At 63.5% G+C, this 21,012-nt stretch carries 18 protein-coding genes; 10 read left to right on the forward strand and 8 right to left on the reverse strand.

Translation table 11 applies throughout. The annotated features are described in order from the left end of the window. Positions 1-313: 313 nt before the first annotated feature. The 6 genes from KI235_RS28395 to KI235_RS28420 form a co-directional block, all read right to left on the reverse strand. The gene (locus tag KI235_RS28395) at positions 314-796 is read right to left on the reverse strand and encodes a chemotaxis protein CheW (protein WP_003206459.1); all 483 of its coding nucleotides are present in this window, start codon (positions 794-796) and stop codon (positions 314-316) included. Beyond that, the gene (locus KI235_RS28400) at positions 789-6,722 is read right to left on the reverse strand and encodes an Hpt domain-containing protein (protein ID WP_212795393.1); all 5,934 of its coding nucleotides are present in this window, start codon (positions 6,720-6,722) and stop codon (positions 789-791) included. Before KI235_RS28400 ends, KI235_RS28395 begins: the two co-directional genes overlap by 8 nt. Positions 6,723-6,908: 186 nt before the next feature. Further along, a complete protein-coding gene (locus KI235_RS28405) occupies positions 6,909-8,969 on the reverse strand; it encodes a methyl-accepting chemotaxis protein (RefSeq protein ID WP_003206462.1) in 2,061 nt (686 codons plus the stop codon). 211 nt (positions 8,970-9,180) lie between these two features. Beyond that, complete coding sequence (locus KI235_RS28410) at positions 9,181-9,720, reverse strand: chemotaxis protein CheW (RefSeq protein WP_003206464.1); 540 nt, start codon at positions 9,718-9,720, stop codon at positions 9,181-9,183. Positions 9,721-9,730: 10 nt separating this feature from the next. Then, entirely contained in the window at positions 9,731-10,096 is a 366-nt protein-coding gene (pilH, locus tag KI235_RS28415) for a twitching motility response regulator PilH (RefSeq protein ID WP_003206465.1), read from the reverse strand. A 48-nt stretch (positions 10,097-10,144) separates the two neighbouring features. Continuing rightward, complete coding sequence (locus KI235_RS28420; protein WP_003206467.1) at positions 10,145-10,573, reverse strand: response regulator; 429 nt, start codon at positions 10,571-10,573, stop codon at positions 10,145-10,147. Between the two features lie 224 nt (positions 10,574-10,797). On the opposite strand from KI235_RS28420, the gene gshB reads away from it, so the two are divergent. The 7 genes from gshB to KI235_RS28455 all read left to right on the forward strand — a co-directional run bounded on the left by gshB (position 10,798) and on the right by KI235_RS28455 (position 16,842). Then, positions 10,798-11,751 (forward strand): glutathione synthase, encoded by a 954-nt coding sequence (gshB, locus tag KI235_RS28425; protein ID WP_003206468.1) that lies wholly within the window; start codon positions 10,798-10,800, stop codon positions 11,749-11,751. A gap of 76 nt (positions 11,752-11,827) precedes the next feature. Further along, positions 11,828-12,724: an energy transducer TonB gene (locus KI235_RS28430; RefSeq protein ID WP_003206470.1), complete on the forward strand. Its 897-nt coding sequence runs from the start codon at positions 11,828-11,830 to the stop codon at positions 12,722-12,724. A gap of 223 nt (positions 12,725-12,947) precedes the next feature. Beyond that, complete coding sequence (locus tag KI235_RS28435; protein ID WP_003206472.1) at positions 12,948-13,517, forward strand: YqgE/AlgH family protein; 570 nt, start codon at positions 12,948-12,950, stop codon at positions 13,515-13,517. Further along, positions 13,517-13,954: a Holliday junction resolvase RuvX gene (gene ruvX / locus KI235_RS28440; RefSeq protein WP_003177497.1), complete on the forward strand. Its 438-nt coding sequence runs from the start codon at positions 13,517-13,519 to the stop codon at positions 13,952-13,954. The genes KI235_RS28435 and ruvX overlap by 1 nt, the downstream gene beginning before the upstream one ends. Before the next feature lie 84 nt (positions 13,955-14,038). Next, a complete protein-coding gene (pyrR, locus tag KI235_RS28445) occupies positions 14,039-14,545 on the forward strand; it encodes a bifunctional pyr operon transcriptional regulator/uracil phosphoribosyltransferase PyrR (protein ID WP_003206474.1) in 507 nt (168 codons plus the stop codon). 24 nt (positions 14,546-14,569) lie between these two features. Then, complete coding sequence (locus KI235_RS28450) at positions 14,570-15,574, forward strand: aspartate carbamoyltransferase catalytic subunit (RefSeq protein WP_003177495.1); 1,005 nt, start codon at positions 14,570-14,572, stop codon at positions 15,572-15,574. Then, positions 15,571-16,842 (forward strand): dihydroorotase, encoded by a 1,272-nt coding sequence (locus KI235_RS28455; protein WP_013694464.1) that lies wholly within the window; start codon positions 15,571-15,573, stop codon positions 16,840-16,842. Before KI235_RS28450 ends, KI235_RS28455 begins: the two co-directional genes overlap by 4 nt. A 123-nt stretch (positions 16,843-16,965) precedes the next feature. On the opposite strand, the gene KI235_RS28460 is transcribed toward KI235_RS28455, so the two are convergent. After that, on the reverse strand, positions 16,966-17,394 hold the full coding sequence (locus tag KI235_RS28460) for a TM2 domain-containing protein (RefSeq protein ID WP_003206477.1): 429 nt from the start codon (positions 17,392-17,394) through the stop codon (positions 16,966-16,968). Positions 17,395-17,643: 249 nt separating this feature from the next. Here KI235_RS28460 and KI235_RS28465 point away from each other — a divergent pair, with 249 nt between their 5' ends. Then, complete coding sequence (locus tag KI235_RS28465; protein WP_003206478.1) at positions 17,644-18,255, forward strand: C40 family peptidase; 612 nt, start codon at positions 17,644-17,646, stop codon at positions 18,253-18,255. 128 nt (positions 18,256-18,383) lie between these two features. Here the strand turns inward: KI235_RS28465 and KI235_RS28470 are convergent, their stop codons facing one another. Beyond that, on the reverse strand, positions 18,384-19,418 hold the full coding sequence (locus tag KI235_RS28470) for a type IV pilus twitching motility protein PilT (RefSeq protein WP_003206482.1): 1,035 nt from the start codon (positions 19,416-19,418) through the stop codon (positions 18,384-18,386). A 53-nt stretch (positions 19,419-19,471) separates the two neighbouring features. Here KI235_RS28470 and KI235_RS28475 point away from each other — a divergent pair, with 53 nt between their 5' ends. Both KI235_RS28475 and proC read left to right on the forward strand, forming a co-directional pair. Further along, positions 19,472-20,158 (forward strand): YggS family pyridoxal phosphate-dependent enzyme, encoded by a 687-nt coding sequence (locus tag KI235_RS28475; protein WP_003206483.1) that lies wholly within the window; start codon positions 19,472-19,474, stop codon positions 20,156-20,158. A 35-nt stretch (positions 20,159-20,193) separates the two neighbouring features. After that, positions 20,194-21,012, forward strand: coding sequence for a pyrroline-5-carboxylate reductase (proC, locus tag KI235_RS28480; protein WP_013694466.1), 819 nt, complete (start codon positions 20,194-20,196; stop codon positions 21,010-21,012).

The raw sequence follows: 21,012 nt of genomic DNA on the forward strand, positions 1-21,012 counted from the left end.
CGCAGGCATTGTGGAGTGGGCATCCCGGCATGGATGCCGGGATAGCCGCGCTGGGCCATGGATGGCCCTTCGCGGCGGGCCCACGGAGCAATGCCTTCGTTCGGGCATGCCGAGCCTAGGCGAGGCACCGAGTGGTGGGGCAAAGCCTTTTTGGTTACTTTTTTGGCGTCTGAAAAAAGTGACCCGCCGTAAGGGCGGAACCCTAAGCAGCCGTTACCGCAGCAATGGATATGTACCCGATCAACAAAATTTTGGCCAGCTGTCAGGCCGCCATCGCGAGCAAGCTCGCTCCCACATTGGGAATTCGTATGCCTCAGGGTTTGTGGGGCTGAATCAGGCCCGCAGCCATCACCAACTCCTCCAGTGCCAACAAATCCGGCACTTTCGCCACGTGTTCCCCAACTTGCACCGCCGCCTGTTCCAACCCGCACAGCGGCACGTCGACGTAGCTCAACTGGCTGTCGAGCTTGTAGGAGCGTGGGATGCCTTGCACCAGCAGCGCTATGAAACGCAGCTCCGGCCGTCCGCCGAGGGCGTTGAGCACGACGATGCGCACTCGCTCGCCAATCACGGTCTTCTGGCCGCAGGCCGACTCGAAGCTCAGCAACGGGATTTGCCGTTCACGCCAGCTCACCCAGCCCAGGAACCACGGCGGGGTGTCCATATCGAATACGCTGCTCTGGTAGTCGATCAGTTCGGCCACGGCCACGTTGGGCAACACCAGATGCCGGTCAGCCAATGGCAACAACAGGCCGGTGAGTGGGCTGGTGCGCGAGTGAAGATGCAGGTCATGCATGGGTTTTGCTCCAGTACGCGATGCTGTCGAGCAGCACCGATTCCTGGTACGGCTTGCCCAGGTAGTCGTTGACGCCGATGGCCATGGCACGGTCGCGGTGTTTCTGGCCGGTGCGGGAGGTGATCATGATGATCGGCAAATGCGCCAGGCGCGGGTCGTTGCGCACTTGCGTGGCCACTTCGAAGCCGTCCATGCGCGGCATCTCGATGTCCAGCAGCATCAGGTCCGGGGCGTGCTCGGCCAGCAGCGCCATGGCATCCACGCCATCCTTGGCGGTCAGGACGTGCATGCCGTGGCGTTCCAGCAGGCGACTGGTGACCTTGCGCACGGTCACCGAGTCGTCCACCACCAGCACCAGCAGCGGCCGTTGCGATTCGCCCTCGCCTTCTATCGGCACTTGGCGGCGCGGGACCTGGTGGGGCAAGGCGCGGATCGGCGCGAGCAGGTCGAGAATCAACACCACCCGGCCGTCCCCCAGGATCGTCGCCCCGGACAGGCCCTGTACCGCCGAGAACTGCGGGCCGAGGCTCTTGACCACGATCTCCCGGGTCCCGGCGGTAGCGTCCACCTGCACGGCGACGTGCCGCTCGTTGCACTGCACCAGCAGCACCGGCAAGGGCTGGCTCTGGCCCAGCAGTTTCGGCCGGGCGCCGGTTTTCAATAGCTCACCGAGGTAGCACAACTCGTAACGCTGCCCGGCATAGGTGTAGGTCGGCGGGTCGAGCTGGTAATAGCCGTCCAGTTCGGCGGGCAACACCCGGACAATGCTCTCGATGGTGTTCAGCGGGATCGCGTATTGGTCTTCGTGACAGTGCACCATCAACGCCCGGTTCACCGCCACGGTAAACGGCAGGCGAATGCGGAAATTCACGCCCTGCCCCGGCGTGGAATCGATGACCATGCTGCCGCCCAGTTGCCGAACCTCTTCGTGGACCACGTCCATGCCGACACCGCGCCCGGATATCTGGGTGATTTTCTCGGCCGTGGAAAACCCTGGTTGCAAGATGAACTGCAGCACGTCGCGCTCGCTGATGTCGCTGTCCGGCGCCAGCAAGCCACGTTTGATCGCCTTGTTCCGCACAGCCTCCAGCGGCACCCCGGCACCGTCGTCGCGGATGTCGAAAATGATGTCGCCGCCTTCCCGGGACAGATCGAGGCTGATACGTCCTCGGGCCGGCTTGCCGGCGGCGATGCGCACGTCAGCCGGCTCCAGGCCGTGGTCGACGGCGTTGCGCAGCATATGTTCAAGAGGTGCAGCCATGCGCTCCAGCACGTTACGGTCCATCTCGCCGTCGGCGTTGCCGACCAGGAATTCCACGTCCTTGCCCAGCTCCTGCGCCACTTGCCGGACGATGCGCTTGAGCCGTGGCAGCATGCGCTCGAACGGCACCATGCGCGTACGCATCAGGCCTTCCTGGAGCTCGGTGTTGATACGCCCCTGCTGTTGCAGCAGGACCTCGGCATCGTGATTGCTGCGGTCGAGGGTTTCCTTGAGCTCAAGCAAGTCCGAGGCGGACTCGAACAGTGCCCGGGACAACTGCTGCAACTGGGAGTGGCGGTCCATCTCCAGCGGGTCGAACTCTTCATAGCCCAGGCGCTCGGCCTCCACCTGTTGCCGGCTGAGAATCCGCCCCTGGGTTTCGGTATCCAGGCGCCGCAACTGATCGCGCATGCGCTCGATGGTGGTTTCCATTTCGCCCAGGGCCACGCGCCCGTCGTTGACCTGCTGTTCGATACGCCCACGGAAGATCGACGTTTCGCCCGCCAGGTTCACCAGGTCGTCGAGCAGTTCGGCGGATACCTTGACCATGTCCGCACCGTCGCCCGCTGCGCTGGGGTCCGGTCTTGCAGGCGCCGCAGGCGGGCTGACGATGGGAGTGGGCACCGGTTCCGGCGCCGAGACAGCCTGCGGTGCAGCATTCTCCTGGGGATGATTCACCGCCTGGATCTGCGCGATCAGTCGGTCCGCCAACGGGCACGGGTGGCCTGCGCGTACTGCATCGAGCATCTGCGCCAATCGGTCATGACTGCTTTGCAACAAAGTGAACAGCGCCGGGGTCGGCTGAAGCAGGCCTGCCGACAGGCCTTCGTAGAGATTTTCCAACTCGTGGGCCAGGTCGCCGATGGGTCCGATTTCCACCATGCGCGCACCGCCCTTGAGGGTGTGCAAATCCCGCAGCAAGGTTTCCACGGCCTGGCGATTCGACGGTTCTTCCTGCCAGCGCAGCAGCGCCGCGCCCGAGCTGTCGAGGATGTCGAAGCCTTCTTCAAGGAAGATTTCCAGCAACTCGGGATCATGGCCGGCGCCGTCGGCCTGGGCCGCTGCGCTCGTCTCGATGGCGTTCGGCTTGTCCTGGCGGAACCGTCGAATGGCGTCGATCAGCGCAACGGGATCGCCCAACGGCTGGCCCTGTTGCAACTGCCCGAGCAACAGGTCGAGGCGTTCGTGGCTGCTGGCAAGCAGTTGCGCCAGTTCCTCGCTGTAGCTGTAGCGGCGGTCCACCAGTCCTTCGTAAAGGTTTTCCAACTCCTGGGCCAGGTCGCTCACCGGCCGGATGTCGGCCATTCGCGCACCGCCCTTGAGGGTGTGCAAGTCACGTTGCAGCGAGGACAGCGGTGCGCCGTTATCCGGATCGGCCAACCAGCGTTGCAAGGCCTGGGCGGCGCTTTCGAGGATGTCTTGGGCTTCTTCGAGGAAAATCGCCGCGAGGTCATCTTCCATCGAGGTATCGACGGGCGCGTCACGCTCCATTTCCGCCGTCGCGTGGCCCAGTTCGCGGATGCTCAGGGTGCGGCTGCCGTCGCTGCGGATCAGGCCGGTGGCCGATGGATCAAGGCTCTCCTGAAGCAAGCGACGCAGGGCCTGTACCCGCTCGGGCTGCGGATGCACATGCTGCCCGGCCGCCAGCTCATCGAGCATATCGATCAGCGCTTCATGGGCGCGCTGGGCTTCCTGGAAAAATTCATCGCTGACCGCCAGGCTGCTTTCCTCTACCGCACCGTAAAGGTCGAGCAAGGCTTCGCAGAGTTCGTCCACCGGGTGCAAGTCGGCCAGGTGCGCGCCTTCGCCGAGGGTGGTCAGCTCATCGAGCAGCGCACTCAGTTCCTGGCCTTCGCCGGGGTGCTGCTGCCAGCGCTGCAAGAGGCTTTCGGCGTCCAGCAGGATGTCCATGCCCTGGGCTAGGAAGTTGTTGATCAGTTGTGGGTCGCGCTTGGTCCGCAGCGCTTTGTCCGGCGCGCTGTTGGCGGCGTGCAGACGCTCGGCCAGCAGGGCCTGGGCGCGCTGGATCAGATCCTCGGCGCCAGGGATCGCTGCCAGCGGCTCGCTGTGCAACTGGCGCAGGCCCCGGCGCAGCAGCCCTTCGGCTTCCAGCAGCAATTCGACCTCATCCAGATCGAGGGCAATCAGATGCGCCCGGTATTCCCGGGCCAGCTCATCCATCGCCCCGGCCAGCTCGGCGATCGGCAGCACGCCGGCCATCGACGCGCTGCCCTTGAGCGTATGCAAGGCCCGCTGCAACTCATCACTGGCCTGCAGGGGCAGGTGGTCGGCCGACTGATCGAGAAAGCGATTGAGGCTGGCGAGGTGGCCCTGGGCTTCGCTGTCGAAGATCTTCAACAGCAGCGGATCGAGGGCGGCCACGTCCTGCTCGTCTTCATCCTTCTCATCGCCGCCCTTGGCCAGGACATGCGCGCGGGCGGCCAAGCGGTCGACGTCGTCGCGCTGGCGCTGGTGATTGGCGGCGAATTCGGCCACCAGGGCCGGCAACAACTGCACCGTGTCCTCAATCAACTGACGGACCGAGGCCTGCGGCTCGACGCTGCGCTCCAGGACCCGGTTGAGCAGGTTTTCCACGGCCCAGGCCAGTTCACCCAGCACCAGCGCCCGGACCATCCGGCCACTGCCCTTGAGGGTGTGGAAGGCCCGGCGCAGTTCGCTCAGGGCGCCGTGGTCGTCGGGATGCGCACTCCAGCGCGGCAGGTATTCACGCAGGACGTCCAGCACCTCGCCGGTTTCCTCGAGGAAGACCTCGCGCAACTCATCGTCCACCGGACTTTCATCCAACGGTGGCGGCAACAGGCTGCCCGGGGTGCTCTTGGCTGGCGGATTGACCGCCGAGATCGGGCTGGCCAGCACCTCGGCCAAGGATTGCACCGTCTGCGGGTCGTCCCATTCCTGCAAGTCCTGCATGACCTGGGCTTCGTTGGGGCTCAATACATCGTCGAGCACCGGCACCCGCGCTTCGTCAGGAAAATAACCGAGCGCAGCCAAGCTCCGCTCGACCCCGTCGAGCAACGGCTCGCCGGGGGTTTCCGGGTCCTCGCTCAAGCGCTCCAGGTAGTATTCGAGACCGGTGATCACGTCAGCCAGGTGGTCGAGTTCTTCCCAGCCCGGCTGGGCCTGATCCAGCAGCAGATGCTCGCGGATGAAACCGTTGCAAGCCTCCACCAGGCTGGCGGCACGACTCAGGGGAATCATCGCCAGCGCGCCACGCACCTGGGTCAGCAACGCCGGCAAGGGCTGCAGTTGCTCGCGGTTCCAGTCCGCGTCGATGTAGTCGACGATCATGTCCTTGGCCTGTTGCAGGCAGGTGTGGGCTTCCTTGATGACGATCTGGTGGATCTGGGTCAGGTCGGTGGTGGGCAGGTGGGTGTCTTCGCGGCTCTCGGGCTCGACGGTGCCGACCATGCCGGCCAGCGTCGCCTCGACGTAGAGCAAGGCCCCGGCGACGTCCATGAGGGTCGCGTCATCCGGCTTGCGCTGGCCCTGGGCGAGGCTCAGGACCACGGCCAGTTGATCGATGATGACCTTGCGTGGCTGGCCAAAACCGAGCACCGCCAGGGTGTCGGCGATCTGCCGCAGCGGCGCCAACAGGCTGTCCAGCTCCGAGGCGTGCTGGCGATCGCTGCGCACGAACAGGTCCAGGCGCTCCTTGACCCGCACCAGTTCCTCGCACAGCGCGGCAAGCACCGAGCGCATGGCATCGCGGTCGGGCCCGGCCAGGCGCGCGCGTTCTTCGTCGACCATGGCGCTGTCGGGCAGCGCGTCGTCCAGTGAGTAGCGTTCTTTCATGATCTGCATCTGCCCGCTGGGATGTTCGGCCTTGGCAATATAGAACAACAAACTCTTGAGCAGGTGGGGCGGTGCCGGCTGATTGATGCCTGGCATGCCTTGGTCCAGCAGGCGCTTGAGTTCCTTGTCGGCTTCCTTGAACAGGCTGCGCAGCGCCGGGCTGTTGGCGATACGTCCGTCACGCATGCCTTCGACCAGCGCCGAGGCCACCTGCCATAACGCATTGAGCGGCGCCCCAGTACACAAGGTTTCCAGGCGATGGAAGACCTTGGCCAGGTAACCGAGGTGGGTTGCGTCGTCCTGTTCGCGCAGCAGGCCCACCAGGGCCATTTGCAGGGTCTGGCGCAATTTGCGCAAGGTGTTTGGCAGGTCAGCGGGTTCGAGGCGCTGCAAGGCCTCGTCGCTGAGCGGCGCAATATCGGGCAACTCGGGGCTGAACAGACTGGTTTCCGACAACAGGCTTTCGCCCCGGGCACTGCGCAGGTCGTTGATCAAGGGCAGCACCACCAGCGGCAGATCGCGACGGGCACCTTGTACGCGGTCCAGGTAGATCGGCAACTGCCCCAGGGCCTGGCTCAACAGGCTGATGGCTTCGTCGCGATGGGTGACGCGGTTGTCCTGCAGGGCGGCGCACAGTTGCTCCATCTCCTCGGCCAGCAGCGCCGCGCCGTAGAATTCGACCATCTGCAGGCCGCCGTGGACCTGGTGAATGCAGGCCAGGCATTGCCCGAGGGCGTCCGACGCCTGCGGATCGTCCACCAGGCGGTTGAGGGCCAGATGAGCCTGCTTCAGCGTTTCGGCAATCTCGCCCTTGACCCATTCCAGGGCCACATAGTCGTGCCGATCACCCATAACCACTCCAATCAGGAGAACACAACACGCCCGCGGGGAAGGGATTTACCTGTGGGAGCAAAGCTTGCTCGCGATGCAAACACCTCGGTTCCCGAAGAACCGCGTTATCTTCATCGCGGGCAAGCCTTGCTCCCACAGAAACCTCCTCGCCACAAAAAGCCTTTTCCAACGGATGGATCCGGTTGGTCACCCCTTTTCCTCATCGCCAGCCGCTGCCGCCGGCAACGTGAACCCCGACACCGAACGACGCAGCTGGCTGGCCATTTTCGCCAGGTTGCCAATGCTCTCGGCAGTGGCGGTGGAACCGGATGAAGTCTGCGAAGTGATCTGCTGGATCACGTTCATGGTCAAGGAAATCTGCCCCGCCGAGGTGGTCTGTTGCTGCGCCGCATTGGAAATGCTCTGGATCAGCGCCGCCAGGGTCTTGGACACGCCTTCGATTTCTTCCAGGGCAACGCCGGCGTCCTGGGCCAGTCGCGCACCGCGCACCACTTCGGTGGTGGTCTGCTCCATGGAAATTACCGCCTCGTTGGTATCGGCCTGGATCGCCCGCACCAGGGTCTCGATTTGCCGGGTCGCCGCCGAAGAGCGCTCGGCCAGGCGCTGTACTTCATCGGCCACCACCGCGAACCCGCGCCCGGCATCACCGGCCATGGACGCCTGGATGGCGGCGTTGAGGGCCAGGATGTTGGTCTGGTCGGCGATGTCGTCGATCAGGCTGACAATGTCGCCGATTTCCTGGGATGACTCACCCAGGCGCTTGATGCGCTTGGCGGTGTCCTGGATCTGCTCGCGAATGTTGTCCATGCCATGAATGGTGTTGTGCACCACCTCGTTGCCCTTGTTGGCAATCTCCACCGACCGCTCGGCCACCGCCGACGACTCGGCGGCATTGGCCGATACCTGGTCGATGGACTGGGCCATTTCATTAATTGAAGTCGAAGCTTCGGAAATTTGCTGGGCCTGGTGCTCGGAGGCCTGGGCCAGGTGCATCGCCGTGGCCTGGGTTTCCTGCACCGCAGCGGCGACCTGGCCGGCGGTGAGGTTGATGGTCGCCACCAGGTCGCGCAGTTGGTCCACCGAGTAATTGATGGAGTCGGCGATGGTGCCGGTGAAGTCCTCGGTGACCGAAGCAGTGACGGTCAGGTCGCCATCGGCCAGGTCTTCGATTTCATCCAGCAACCGCATGATCGCGTTCTGGTTGCGCTCGTTCTTTTGTGCGGTTTCGTGCAACTGGCGGTTGGTTTCGCGGACCATCACCAGGCCAATCAGGATGATCGACATCAGCGCCAGCAAACCCAGCACATAGCCGCCGATGGTATTGACGGAACGCCCGCCGGCGAGGTTTTCGAAGGCCGTGGCCAGGTGCGAAGCCTCGTCGAGCAGGGTCTGCGACAGGTTGAAGATGTTGCCGGCCGATTCGCGGACCTTGAACAGCTCCGGGGAGGTCTCGAGGATTTCGTCCACCGAACCGGAGACGAACTCGAAGAGCTCGCTGATTTCGCTCAGGCGTGCCCGGGCATCGCGGTCCTGGACCTGGGATATCTTCAGGGCCGGGTCACCTTGCAACATGCCATTGAGCACCTGGCCAAAACGCGCGGCGTCGCGACCGAAGGTGTCGGCGGCCTGGCTGGCGTTTTCGTCCCCCGCCAGCACGGTATTCACCGCGCCGAGGATCCGCTCGGCCAGCAGCGACTGGCGCTGGGCCATGGCCACCTGGGCGGCCGGCGCGCCGCGTTGCAGCAGGATCTCGACGACTTTTTCGTACTCGACCTGCAACTGCGGCACGGTTTCGGCCAGGGTCGCCGCCACCTGGTGCAGCGACAGCACGGTCTGTTCGCTGGAGAGGATGGCATCGGTGTTCTTTAGCAGGCGCTCCCAATCCAGCTGCACGGCGCGCATCTGCGGACGCAGGGTGGCCGGCGCAGGGGGCAGGCCGGTGACCGGGTCGCCCTGTTTCAGGGAGCCCCAGCGCTGGGCGAAGTCATTGCGCGCATCGCTCAGCAGCTTGAACGCCGCGGGCTTGCCGGCGGCGGCCTCGGTGGCGTTCTTGGCGATGCGCTGGGACAGCACCCGCAGCTCGCCGGCATGGCCGATGTACTGTTTGTCATAGGTGGATTGGGTGTTGAGGTAAGCGAAGTTGGCGAACAGCAGCATGATGAAGACGATCAGCGCGACGAACAGCACGATGATCTGCGAACGACTGCGCGACGCTTCCAGTGGCTTGCCTGTTTTTGCTTTGATCATCGGTTCTCGCCTGTACTGCCCAATCCAACTTACAGCTATTGACTGTAAGCAAGCCTTTGTCGTGCAGCCTGCTCAACCAGTGCGGCTCTGTGGGAGCAAGGCTTGCCCGCGATGAGAACGACACAGTTTTCTCGCCAACCGAGGCACCGCCATCGCGAGCAAGCTGTGCTCCCACCGGCTCGCTCCCAGAGGGGGCCTGCGCTGCATCTCGTTAAATCGCCACATCCATGAACCCCGGCGACCGCGCCAGGGCAAACGGGCTGAACACTTGCCACTCGCGCTCACCGCCAAACCGGCCCTTGACGAAGGCCGCTTCCGGGCCGTCGAGGTCGTCCACCAGCGTCGGTTCCAGGCTGTCCTGGGCAAAATGCTGCAGCCCAAGGACCTCGTCCACCAACAACCCGGCGAACACCTCGTCGTGATCCACCACCAACACGCGCCGCTGCTTGCGCACGGTCGACAGCTCGTGGCCAAAGAACCCGCACAAGTCCATCAACGGCAACAAACGCCCGCGCAGGTTAGCCACTCCACGCACCCACGGCTTGACCCCGGGCAAATGCGTGTGACGTGGTTCGTGCAGCACTTCGCTGACTTCACCCATCGGCGCTACGTACCAGTGCTCGCCCAAGCGAAAGCCAATGCCGCTCCAACCGGCGCGATGGGTCGGCTGGGAGGGCAGGTCCGCCCCCAGCAACCGGCAACGCCGGTCGATCTGCAGCAGCAGTTCGAATGCGGTCAGGGATTGGCTCATGGCCGCACCGTCAGCCCGCCAGCACTTTGTTCAGGGTCGCGATCAGGGTTTCTTCGTCCACCGGTTTGGTCAGGTAGTCCTTCGCCCCTTGGCGCGTACCCCAGACCTTGTCGGTGTCCTGGTCCTTGGTGGTGATGATGATCACGGGGATGTGGCCGGTGTCCGGGTCCTTGGTCAGCTGGCGCGTTGCCTGGAAACCGTTGAGGCCGGGCATGACGATGTCCATCAGCACCGCATCGGGTTTTTCCTGGCGGGCCAGGGCCACACCATCGGCGCCATTCTCGGCTTTCAGGACCTGATGGCCGTGCTTTTCCAGCATGCCGGTCAATTTATACATTTCAGTCGGCGAATCATCGACGATCAGAACTCGTGCCATGGTGTTCCCCATTTTCTTGTTGACCCCAGGCCCGTTGGCCAAGTGTCATTAATGTGCCTGGTGCGGCTGGACAGCGGCAAAGCCCGGAACATGGGCCTGTATCGCGCCCAGCAGTTCTTCCTTGCTGAACGGCTTGGTCAAAAACTGATCGGAACCGACGATGCGTCCCTTGGCCTTGTCGAACAACCCGTCGCGAGACGACAGCATGATCACCGGCGTGGCCTTGAACGCGCTGTTGTTCTTGATCAGGGCACAGGTCTGGTAGCCATCAAGGCGCGGCATCATGATGTCGACAAAAATGATGCCCGGATGATGGTCGGCGATCTTGGCCAGGGCATCGAAGCCATCGACGGCCGTGATCACCTCGCAGCCCACGTTGCGCAGCAGGGTTTCGGCGGTGCGGCGGATGGTCTTCGAGTCGTCGATGACCATGACCTTCAAGGCGCTGGGTTGCTGCTGCGTGAGATGCTCTGCCATTGCCACTGCGAACCGGTTTTTAACGCGTAAGTGTGATCGACAGCGCAAACCCTTGATGTTCAAGGCCCGCACGTCACATGGCAGCCTTTTTAGCACAGTCTCCATCGCCGATCTATCGGCCGCTCGGCGCGGTGGTTTTTCCTTGACCGCCAATCTTCCGGGCGCCACTCTGACGCCACTTTTTCACGCCAATATGTGCCCATCACATTTCGAGGAACCAAGCCATGAGCGTACGCGTCGGCATTGTCATGGACCCTATCGCCAGCATTTCCTATAAAAAGGATAGCTCGCTGGCCATGCTGCTGGCCGCTCAGAAGCGCGGCTGGGAGCTGTTCTACATGGAACAGCGCGACCTCTACCAGGCCGAAGGCCAGGCTCGGGCGCGAATGAAACCGTTGAAAGTCTTCGCCAACCCCGAGAAGTGGTTTGAGCTGGGCACCGAGAGCGACGCGCTGCTGAGCGACCTGGACGTGATCCTGATGCGCAAGGATCCGCCGTTCGACATGGAGTTCGTGTACTCCACCTACCTGCTGGAACAGGCTGAAAACGCCGGCGTGCTGGTGGTCAACAAGCCCCAGAGCCTGCGCGACTGCAACGAAAAGCTGTTCGCCACGCTGTTCCCGCAATGCACGCCGCCGACCATCGTCAGCCGTCGCCCGGACGTGTTGCGCGAATTTGCCGACCATCACGGCGACGTGATCCTCAAGCCTCTGGACGGCATGGGCGGCTCCTCGATCTTCCGGCACACCGCTGGCCACCCGAACCTCTCGGTGATCCTGGAAACCCTGACCTTGCACGGCAAGCAGCAGATCATGATCCAGGGTTACCTGCCGGCCATCGTCGATGGCGACAAACGCATCCTGATGATCGACGGCGAACCGGTGGACTATTGCCTGGCGCGCATCCCGGCAGCCGGCGAAACCCGCGGCAACCTGGCGGCTGGCGGGCGTGGCGAGGCGCGTCCGTTGACCGACAAGGATCGCTGGATCGCCGCCCAGGTCGGCCCGACCCTGCGCGAAAAAGGCCTGCTGTTCGTGGGCCTGGACGTAATCGGCGAGCACCTGACGGAGATCAACGTCACCAGCCCGACCTGCATCCGCGAAATCGACAATGCCTTTGGCACCGACATCGGTGGCATGCTGATGGATGCCATCGATCAGAAGCTCAAGGCTCGTTGATCCAGATCTGCTGAAGGAAACCCACATTGCGTTATCATGCCCGGCCTGAAAAAAACGCGATGTTGGTTTCCTTGTCATGACACTCCCGTCCGATCTGCCCCAAGAGCTCGCCCATCGTAGCGTGCGCCCGGCTGATCGCCTCGGTTTTACCCTGTTCCTGGCGGCGTTGATCCACCTGGCCCTGCTGCTGGGCGTCGGTTTTGCCACGGTCGAGCCCAAGCAGATCAGCCAGACCCTGGAAATCACCCTGGCCACCTTCAAGAGCGAGACCAAGCCCAAGAAGGCCGACTTCCTCGCCCAGGAAAACCAGCAAGGCAGCGGCACCCTGGAAAAAAAGGCGATCCCCAAGACCACCGAGATCGCGCCGTTCCAGGACAATACGGTGCAGAAAGTCACCCCGCCGCCAGCGGCCAAGCCCGAAGTGCAGGAGACGGCGCCCAAGGCAGCCGTGACCACCGTGGCGCCGAAGCCGAAAAAGGCCCCGGTCAAGGAAGAGGTCAAGCCTGATCCCAAACCCAAGGCCCCCGAACCCACCTTCGACAGCTCACAGTTGTCCAGCGACATCGCCAGCCTGGAGGCCGAACTGGCCCAGGAGCAACAGCTCTACGCCAAGCGCCCGCGCATCCACCGCCTGAGCGCCGCCTCGACCATGCGCGACAAGGGCGCCTGGTACAAGGACGAGTGGCGCAAGAAGGTCGAGCGCATCGGCAACCTCAACTACCCCGACGAAGCCCGGCGCAAACAGATCTACGGCAACCTGCGGCTAATGGTCTCGATCAACCGTGACGGCTCGCTGTATGAAGTGCTGGTGCTCGAGTCTTCCGGCCAGCCGCTGCTGGACCAGGCGGCCCAACGGATCGTACGCCTGGCCGCACCGTTCGCGCCGTTTACCGGGGACTTGTCGGACATCGACCGGCTGGAAATCATCCGCACCTGGAAGTTCGCCCGCGGCGACAAGCTCTCCAGTAACTGAACCGCCGCCGAGCCCTGCAGGCTCACCCCAGATCGAATGTGGGAGCGAGCTGTCTGGGAGCAAGGCTTGCCCGCGATGAAAACGCCGCAGTCTCTTGAGGACCGCAGCGCCTGGATCGCGAGCAAGCTTTGCTCCCACACAGCTCGCTCCCACAGGGGATTGGTGACAGTCTCAGGCATTTCCCGGCTTGTCAGTTCGCCCCCGCCCCGCCACACTAGCGCCTATGAAAAACGTCAGCCCCACCTACCTCAAGCATCACTTCCTGATTGCCATGCCGCACATGGCCGATCCGAATTTTGCCCACACCTTGACCTACATCGTCGAGCACACGGCCAATGGGGCCATGGGGCTGGTAATCAATCGCCCGCAGGAATTGAACCTGGCGGACATCCTGGAGCAGTTGCGCCCCGAAGTGGAACCGCCACTCTTGTGCCAGCATGTGCCGATTTTCATCGGCGGCCCGGTGCAGACCGACCGCGGTTTCGTGCTCCATCCGTCGGGCCCCAAATATCAGGCCACCGTGGATCTGGACGGGGTGTCGCTGTCCACCTCCCAGGACGTGCTGTTCGCCATCGCCGACGGCGTCGGCCCTGAGAAAAGCCTGATCGCCCTCGGCTATGCCGGTTGGGAACCCGGGCAACTGGAAGCCGAACTGGCCGACAACGCCTGGCTGACCTGCCCGTTCGACGCCGACATCCTGTTCAACACCAGCAGCGAATTACGCCTGGAAGCGGCGGCCAGCCGGTTGGGGGTCAACCTCAGCCTGCTCACCAGCCAGGCAGGACACGCCTGATGGCCCTGCGCTTGCTGCTGGGCTTCGATTACGGCACCAAACAGATCGGCGTAGCGGTCGGCCAGGTCATTACCGGCCAGGCCCGCGAGTTGTGCACCTTGAAGGCGCAGAATGGCGTTCCGGACTGGAACCAGGTCGAAGCGCTGATCAAGGAGTGGAAACCCGATGCCGTGGTGGTCGGCCTGCCGCTGAACATGGACGGCACGCCCAGTGACATGTGCCTGCGCGCCGAGAAATTCGCCCGCCGGCTCAATGGCCGCTACAACCTGCCCTTCTATACCCATGACGAGCGCCTGACCACCTTCGAGGCCAAGGGCGAGCGCCTGGTGCGCGGCGGGCAGAAAGGCAGTTACCGCGACAACCCGGTGGACGCCATCGCCGCCGCCCTGCTGCTGCAAGGTTGGCTCGACGCCAACGCCGCCCTGTTCGAAACCTGATTTTTTGAAAGCGCCGCCAAGGCGCTTTCTCTTAGCGATAGACCGCGCCATTCACCACCGGCCCGGGAACCTGAAGGAGCCAGCATGAGCCTGCCCAATCCTGCCGAACTGATCAGCCAGATGGCGATTCGTCTCAAGGCACACCTGGAACACCGCGGCATCAGCGACCCGCGCTACATCGGTATTCGCACCGGTGGCGTCTGGGTCGCCCAGGCCTTGCTCGAAGCACTGGGCAGCCAATCGCCGTTGGGCACCCTGGACGTGTCCTTCTACCGCGACGATTTCAGCCAGAACGGCCTGCACCCACAAGTGCGCCCCTCAGCCCTGCCGTTCGAGATCGAAGGCCAGCACCTGGTGCTGATCGACGACGTGCTGATGAGCGGCCGGACCATCCGCGCCGCCATGAACGAACTGTTCGACTACGGCCGCCCGGCCAGCGTGACACTGGTGTGCCTGCTGGACCTGGACGCCGCCGAGCTGCCGATCCGGCCGAACGTGGTCGGTGCGACGCTGACGCTGGCCGCCCACGAGCGGGTCAAGCTCTCCGGCCCGTCGCCGCTGCAACTCGAACTGCAAGACCTTGCCCTTTAACTGCCCTTGTAAGAGTCCATCGCGATGACGCCTCTCGAAACCAAGCGCCCGCTGCAGCTCAACGATCAGGGCCAGCTGCGGCACTTCCTGTCCCTCGACGGCCTGCGCCGCGAGCTGCTGACGGAAATCCTCGACACTGCCGACTCGTTTCTCGAAGTCGGTGCCCGGGCGGTGAAGAAAGTTCCGTTGCTGCGCGGCAAGACCGTGTGCAACGTGTTCTTCGAAAACTCCACCCGCACCCGCACCACCTTCGAACTGGCGGCCCAACGGCTGTCGGCGGACGTGATCACCCTCAACGTGTCCACGTCCTCGGCGAGCAAGGGTGAAACCCTGCTCGACACCCTGCGCAACCTCGAAGCCATGGCCGCCGACATGTTCGTCGTGCGCCACGGCGACTCCGGCGCGGCGCACTTCATTGCCGAACACGTCTGCCCGCAAGTGGCGATCATCAACGGCGGCGACGGCCGTCACGCCCACCCGACCCAGGGCATGCTGGACATGCTGACCATCCGTCGGCACAAGGGCAGCTTCGAAAACCTGTCGGTGGCCATCGTCGGCGACATCCTGCACTCGCGGGTGGCCCGCTCGAACATGCTGGCCCTCAAGACCCTCGGCTGCCCGGACATCCGCGTGATCGCGCCGAAAACCCTGCTGCCCATCGGCGTCGAGCAATACGGCGTGAAGGTCTACACCGACATGACCGAAGGCCTCAAGGATGTGGACGTGGTGATCATGCTGCGCCTGCAACGCGAGCGCATGACCGGCGGCCTGCTGCCCAGCGAAGGCGAGTTCTACCGCCTGTTCGGCCTGACCACCGCACGCCTGGCCGGGGCCAAGCCGGACGCTATCGTCATGCACCCGGGGCCGATCAACCGCGGCGTGGAGATCGAGTCGGCGGTGGCCGACGGGCCGCACTCGGTGATTCTCAACCAGGTGACTTACGGCATCGCCATCCGCATGGCCGTGCTGTCCATGGCCATGAGCGGGCAAACGGCCCAGCGCCAATTCGACCAGGAGAACGCCCAGTGAAGCTCAGCATTCTCGGCGCACGCGTGATTGATCCAGCCAGTGGCCTGGATCAAGTGACTGATATCCATATCGATGCCTGCAAGATCGTCGCCCTTGGCGCGGCGCCGGCCGGTTTCGTCGCGGTCGAGACCCTCGACGCCCAAGGCCTGGTGGCCGCTCCCGGCCTGGTGGACCTGAACGTCGCCCTGCGCGAACCGGGCTACAGCCGCAAAGGCAGTATCGTCAGCGAAACCCGGGCCGCCGCTGCCGGTGGCGTGACCAGCCTGTGCTGCCCGCCGCAGACCAAACCGGTGCTGGACACCTCGGCCGTGGCCGAACTGATCCTCGACCGTGCCCGCGAGGCCGGCAACACCAAGGTCTTCCCGATTGGCGCACTGAGCAAGGGCCTGGACGGCGAGCAACTGGCCGAACTCATCGCCCTGCGTGACGCCGGTTGCGTGGCGTTCGGCAACGGCCTGAACAGTTTCCGCAACACCCGTACCCTGTGCCGCGCCCTGGAATACGCGGCGACCTTCGGGCTGACGGTGATCTTCAACTCCCAGGACCACGACCTGGCCGAAGGTGGCCTGGCCCACGAAGGTCCGACCGCCAGTTTCCTCGGCCTGCCGGGCATCCCGGAAACCGCCGAGACCGTGGCCCTGGCCCGGGACCTGCTGTTGGTCGAGCAAAGCGGCGTACGCGCCCACTTCAGCCAGTTGACCAGTGCTCGCGGTGCGGCACTGATCGCCCAGGCCCAGGCCCGCGGCCTGCCGGTGACCGCCGATGTGGCGCTGTACCAGTTGATCCTGACCGACGAAGCGCTGATCGATTTCAACAGCGTCTACCACGTCCAGCCGCCACTGCGCACCCGCGCCGACCGCGATGGCCTGCGTGAGGCGGTGAAGTCCGGGGTGATTTCGGCCATCTCCAGCCATCACCAACCCCATGAACGCGATGCCAAGCTGGCACCGTTCGGCGCCACCGAGCCGGGCATCAGCAGCGTCGAACTGCTGCTGCCGCTGGCCTTGACGCTGGTGGAAGACGGTCTGCTGGACCTGCCGACCCTGCTGGCGCGCCTGAGCGCCGGCCCGGCCCAGGCGCTGCAACTGCCGGCGGGGAAACTCGCGGTTGGCGCCGCGGCGGACCTGGTGCTGTTCGACCCCGCCGCCTCCACCGTGGCCGGTGAAGCCTGGCGTTCCAAGGGTGACAACTGCCCGTTCCTCGGCCATAGCCTGCCGGGGGTGGTGCGTTACACCCTGATGGATGGGCGGATCACACACCAGGCCTGAAAAACTGCGTCGCTCTCATCGCGAGTAAGCTCGCTCCCACAGGGATCTTTGGTGAACACATGCCCCGTGAACACCTCGATCCAGTGTGGGAGCGAGCTTGCTCGCGATGCAGGCGACCCGGTCTTACTGAAAAGCCCCACGCTTCTGCGCATTACGAATCGACACCTGATCATTCAGCGTCCAGAAGTCATACAGAACCCCCAGGAAAAACACCCCGCCGGTCAGCAGGTAGAGAATCCCGCTGAGCCATTTGCCCTGGTACATGCGGTGTACGCCCAGCACCCCGAGAAACGTCAACAGAATCCACGCCACGCTGTATTCGATAGGCCCCGGGGTGAAACGCAGGTCCGCTTCGCGATCCATGGCCGGAATCAGGAACAAGTCGATCAGCCAGCCAATGCCCAGCAGGCCGAAGGTGAAGAACCAGATCGTGCCCGTGACCGGCTTGCCGTAATAGAAACGATGGGCACCGGTGAAACCGAAAATCCACAGCAGATACCCAATGACCTTGCTGTGAGTATCGCGGATTGCATCCTGCTGATAGCTGTTCATGAATGGCCTCTTTTGCCTCGATAGATAAATTTTTTCGGAGTTTTTGTGACTTTTTCGTGTCCAGCCGACAAGCGGTCCTCGGCGACTCGAGCCGGCGAAAGCCCCGTGGTATAGGGGTTCTGTCAGACAATCAGGTCAATTTGTCGCATTTTGCTGGGTTTTGCGCTGCGTTTCGAATCGACAAACGGCCTCGGAAACGCAAAAAAAGCTGTTATAAAGTTGCGCGCCAACCTTTAAGAGCCTTGCCTAATGCGTCCATTTTTCAAGACATGGCTAACCATTTGCCTATTATTGCCACTGGCCGCCCACGCCACCAATCGTGAGCAACGTCTTCCCAACGTCAACGGCTATACCCCGAAATCCCATGTTTCTGCTTCCTTGAGCAAGAACAAGCCAGGCGCCCAGCGCGTGAGCACAGCCAACAGCAAGCTGGTCCCGCCGATGGCGACCAAAGCGAGCAGCAATGTGTTGAGCCGCGCCGTGAATGTACTCGGCACACCTTATCGTTGGGGCGGCAGTAGCCCAAGTAAAGGTTTCGATTGCAGCGGACTGGTGAAATACGCCTTCAACGACGCTACCTTCGACCTTCCGCGCACCTCCAACGCCATGGCCGCCGGTCATGGCGAGAAAGTCGATCGCAAGGACCTCAAGCCCGGCGACCTGATCTTCTTCAAGCTCAAGAGCCGCCGGGTCAACCACGTGGCCATCTACCTGGGCAACGACCGCTTCATCCACGCCCCGCGCCGTGGCAAGTCGGTGAGCATCGACACCTTGAACAAGCCGTACTGGGACACTCACTACGTGGTGGCCAAGCGCGTGCTGCCGAAAGAGCCGGGTGCGATGCGCGTGGTTCAGCGCTGATTCCGGCACTTTTGCTGTAGCTGATGACCTCATCGCGAGCAAGCTCGCTCCCACACTGGATTTCCATTCGCTGAAAGTCCTGTGGGAGCGAGCTTGCTCGCGATGAGGCCTGCAAAAGCAGCACCCCTCTAGAAGTTATCCGGCGTACGCGCCCGCTCCCGCGCATGTTCGCGGCTGATCAGTCCCTTGTTCACCAAGTCCTTCAGGCACATGTCCAGCGTCTGCATCCCCAGCGAACCGCCGGTCTGGATGGCCGAGTACATCTGCGCCACCTTGTCTTCGCGGATCAGGTTCCGGATGGCCGAGGTACCCAGCATGATTTCATGCGCCGCGATCCGGCCGCCGCCGATTTTCTTGACCAGCGTCTGGGAAATCACCGCCTGCAACGATTCCGACAACATCGAGCGAACCATGGACTTCTCGTCACCAGGGAACACGTCCACCACCCGGTCGATGGTCTTGGCCGCCGACGTGGTGTGCAGGGTGCCGAACACCAGGTGCCCGGTTTCCGCGGCGGTCAGCGCCAGGCGAATGGTTTCAAGGTCGCGCATCTCCCCCACCAGGATCACGTCCGGGTCCTCCCGCAGGGCCGAACGCAGGGCCGTGGAGAAACCCTGGGTGTCGCGGTGCACCTCACGCTGGTTGATCAGGCATTTGCGCGGTTCGTGAACGAATTCGATAGGGTCTTCGATGGTGAGGATGTGATGGTGCTTGTGGCTGTTCAAGTAATCGATCATGGCCGCCAGGGTGGTGGATTTGCCTGACCCGGTCGGCCCGGTCACCAACACCAGCCCACGAGGCGCCTCGGTCACTTTGCGAAACACCTCGCCCATCCCCAGGTCTTCCATGGTCAGGACTTTCGACGGAATGGTCCGAAACACCGCCCCCGCACCGCGATTCTGGTTGAAAGCGTTGACCCGGAACCGCGCGACGCCCGGTACCTCGAAAGAAAAGTCAGTCTCCAGAAACTTTTCGTAATCTACTCGCTGCCGGTCGTTCATGATGTCGTAGATCAGTTCATGAACCTGCTTGTGGTCCAGTGCCGGCAGGTTGATGCGCCTGACATCGCCATCGACGCGGATCATCGGTGGCAGCCCGGCGGACAGGTGCAGGTCCGACGCGCCCTGCTTGGCGCTGAACGCCAGTAACTCAGTGATATCCATAGCGCTCCTCAATTCCAGTAGAATGCCGCGAACCTCACCGCTGGCGCTTCTTTATGTCCACGATAGCAGACAACATCGCTCAGGTTAGTTCGCGCATCCGCGCTGCGGAGCAGGCCGCCCAGCGTGCCGAACACAGTGTCAAACTGCTGGCCGTGAGCAAGACCAAACCCGTCCAGGCCCTGCGCGAAGCCTATGCTGCCGGCCTGCGGGACTTCGGCGAGAACTACCTGCAAGAAGCCTTGGGCAAACAGCTCGAACTGACCGACCTGCCCTTGATCTGGCACTTCATCGGCCCCATTCAATCGAACAAGACGCGCGCTATCGCCGAACATTTCGACTGGGTGCATTCCGTGGATCGCTTGAAAATTGCACAGCGCCTGTCCGAGCAGCGCCCGGCCGACTTGCCACCGCTGAATATCTGCATTCAGGTCAACGTCAGCGGTGAAGCCAGCAAATCCGGCTGCACCCCGGCGGACCTGCCCGCCCTGGCCAACGCCATCAGCGCCCTGCCCCGCCTGAAACTGCGCGGGTTGATGGCGATTCCCGAACCCACCGAAGACCGCGCCGCCCAGGACGCCGCCTTCGCCGCCGTTGAACGCCTGCAAGCCAGCCTGGCGCTACCGCTGGACACCCTTTCCATGGGCATGAGCCACGACCTTGAGTCGGCCATTGCCCAGGGCGCCACCTGGGTGCGCATCGGTACTGCCCTGTTTGGTGCCCGCGACTACGGTCAATCCTGAAACATGGCCGACTCATCTCTTTATAAGGACCTGTCATGAGCAACACGCGTATTGCCTTCATCGGCGCCGGCAACATGGCCGCCAGCCTGATCGGCGGCCTGCGGGCCAAGGGCCTGGACGCTTCCCTGATCCGCGCCAGCGATCCGGGCGAAGAGACCCGCACCCGGGTGAGCGCCGAACACGGTATAGAAACCTTCGCCGACAACGCCCAGGCCATCGACGGCGCGGACGTCATCGTGCTGGCGGTCAAGCCGCAGGCGATGAAAACCGTCTGCGCGGCCCTGCGCCCAAGTCTCAAGCCTCATCAACTGGTGGTGTCGATTGCCGCCGGCATCACGTGCGCCAGCATGAACAACTGGCTCGGCGAGCAGCCGATCGTACGCTGCATGCCCAACACCCCGGCACTGCTGCGCCAGGGCGTCAGCGGCCTGTTCGCCACTTCCCAAGTGTCCGCTGCACAACGCCAGCAGGCCGAAGAACTGCTGTCGGCTGTCGGCCTGGCACTGTGGCTGGACACCGAACAGCAACTGGACGCCGTCACCGCCGTCTCCGGCTCGGGCCCGGCGTACTTCTTCCTGCTGATCGAAGCCATGACCGCCGCCGGCGAGAAACTCGGCCTGCCCCGGGAAACCGCCGCCAGGCTGACCTTGCAGACCGCCCTCGGTGCCGCGCACATGGCGGTGTCCAGCGACGTCGATGCCGCCGAGCTGCGCCGCCGCGTGACCTCGCCGGCCGGCACCACCGAAGCGGCCATCAAATCGTTCCAGGCCGGGGGCTTCGAAGCCCTGGTGGAAAAAGCACTCGGCGCTGCCGCGCACCGCTCGGCCGAAATGGCCGAACAACTGGGCCAATAA

The sequence above is a fragment of the Pseudomonas sp. St386 genome (assembly GCF_018325865.1).
Taxonomy (GTDB): domain Bacteria; phylum Pseudomonadota; class Gammaproteobacteria; order Pseudomonadales; family Pseudomonadaceae; genus Aquipseudomonas; species Aquipseudomonas brassicacearum.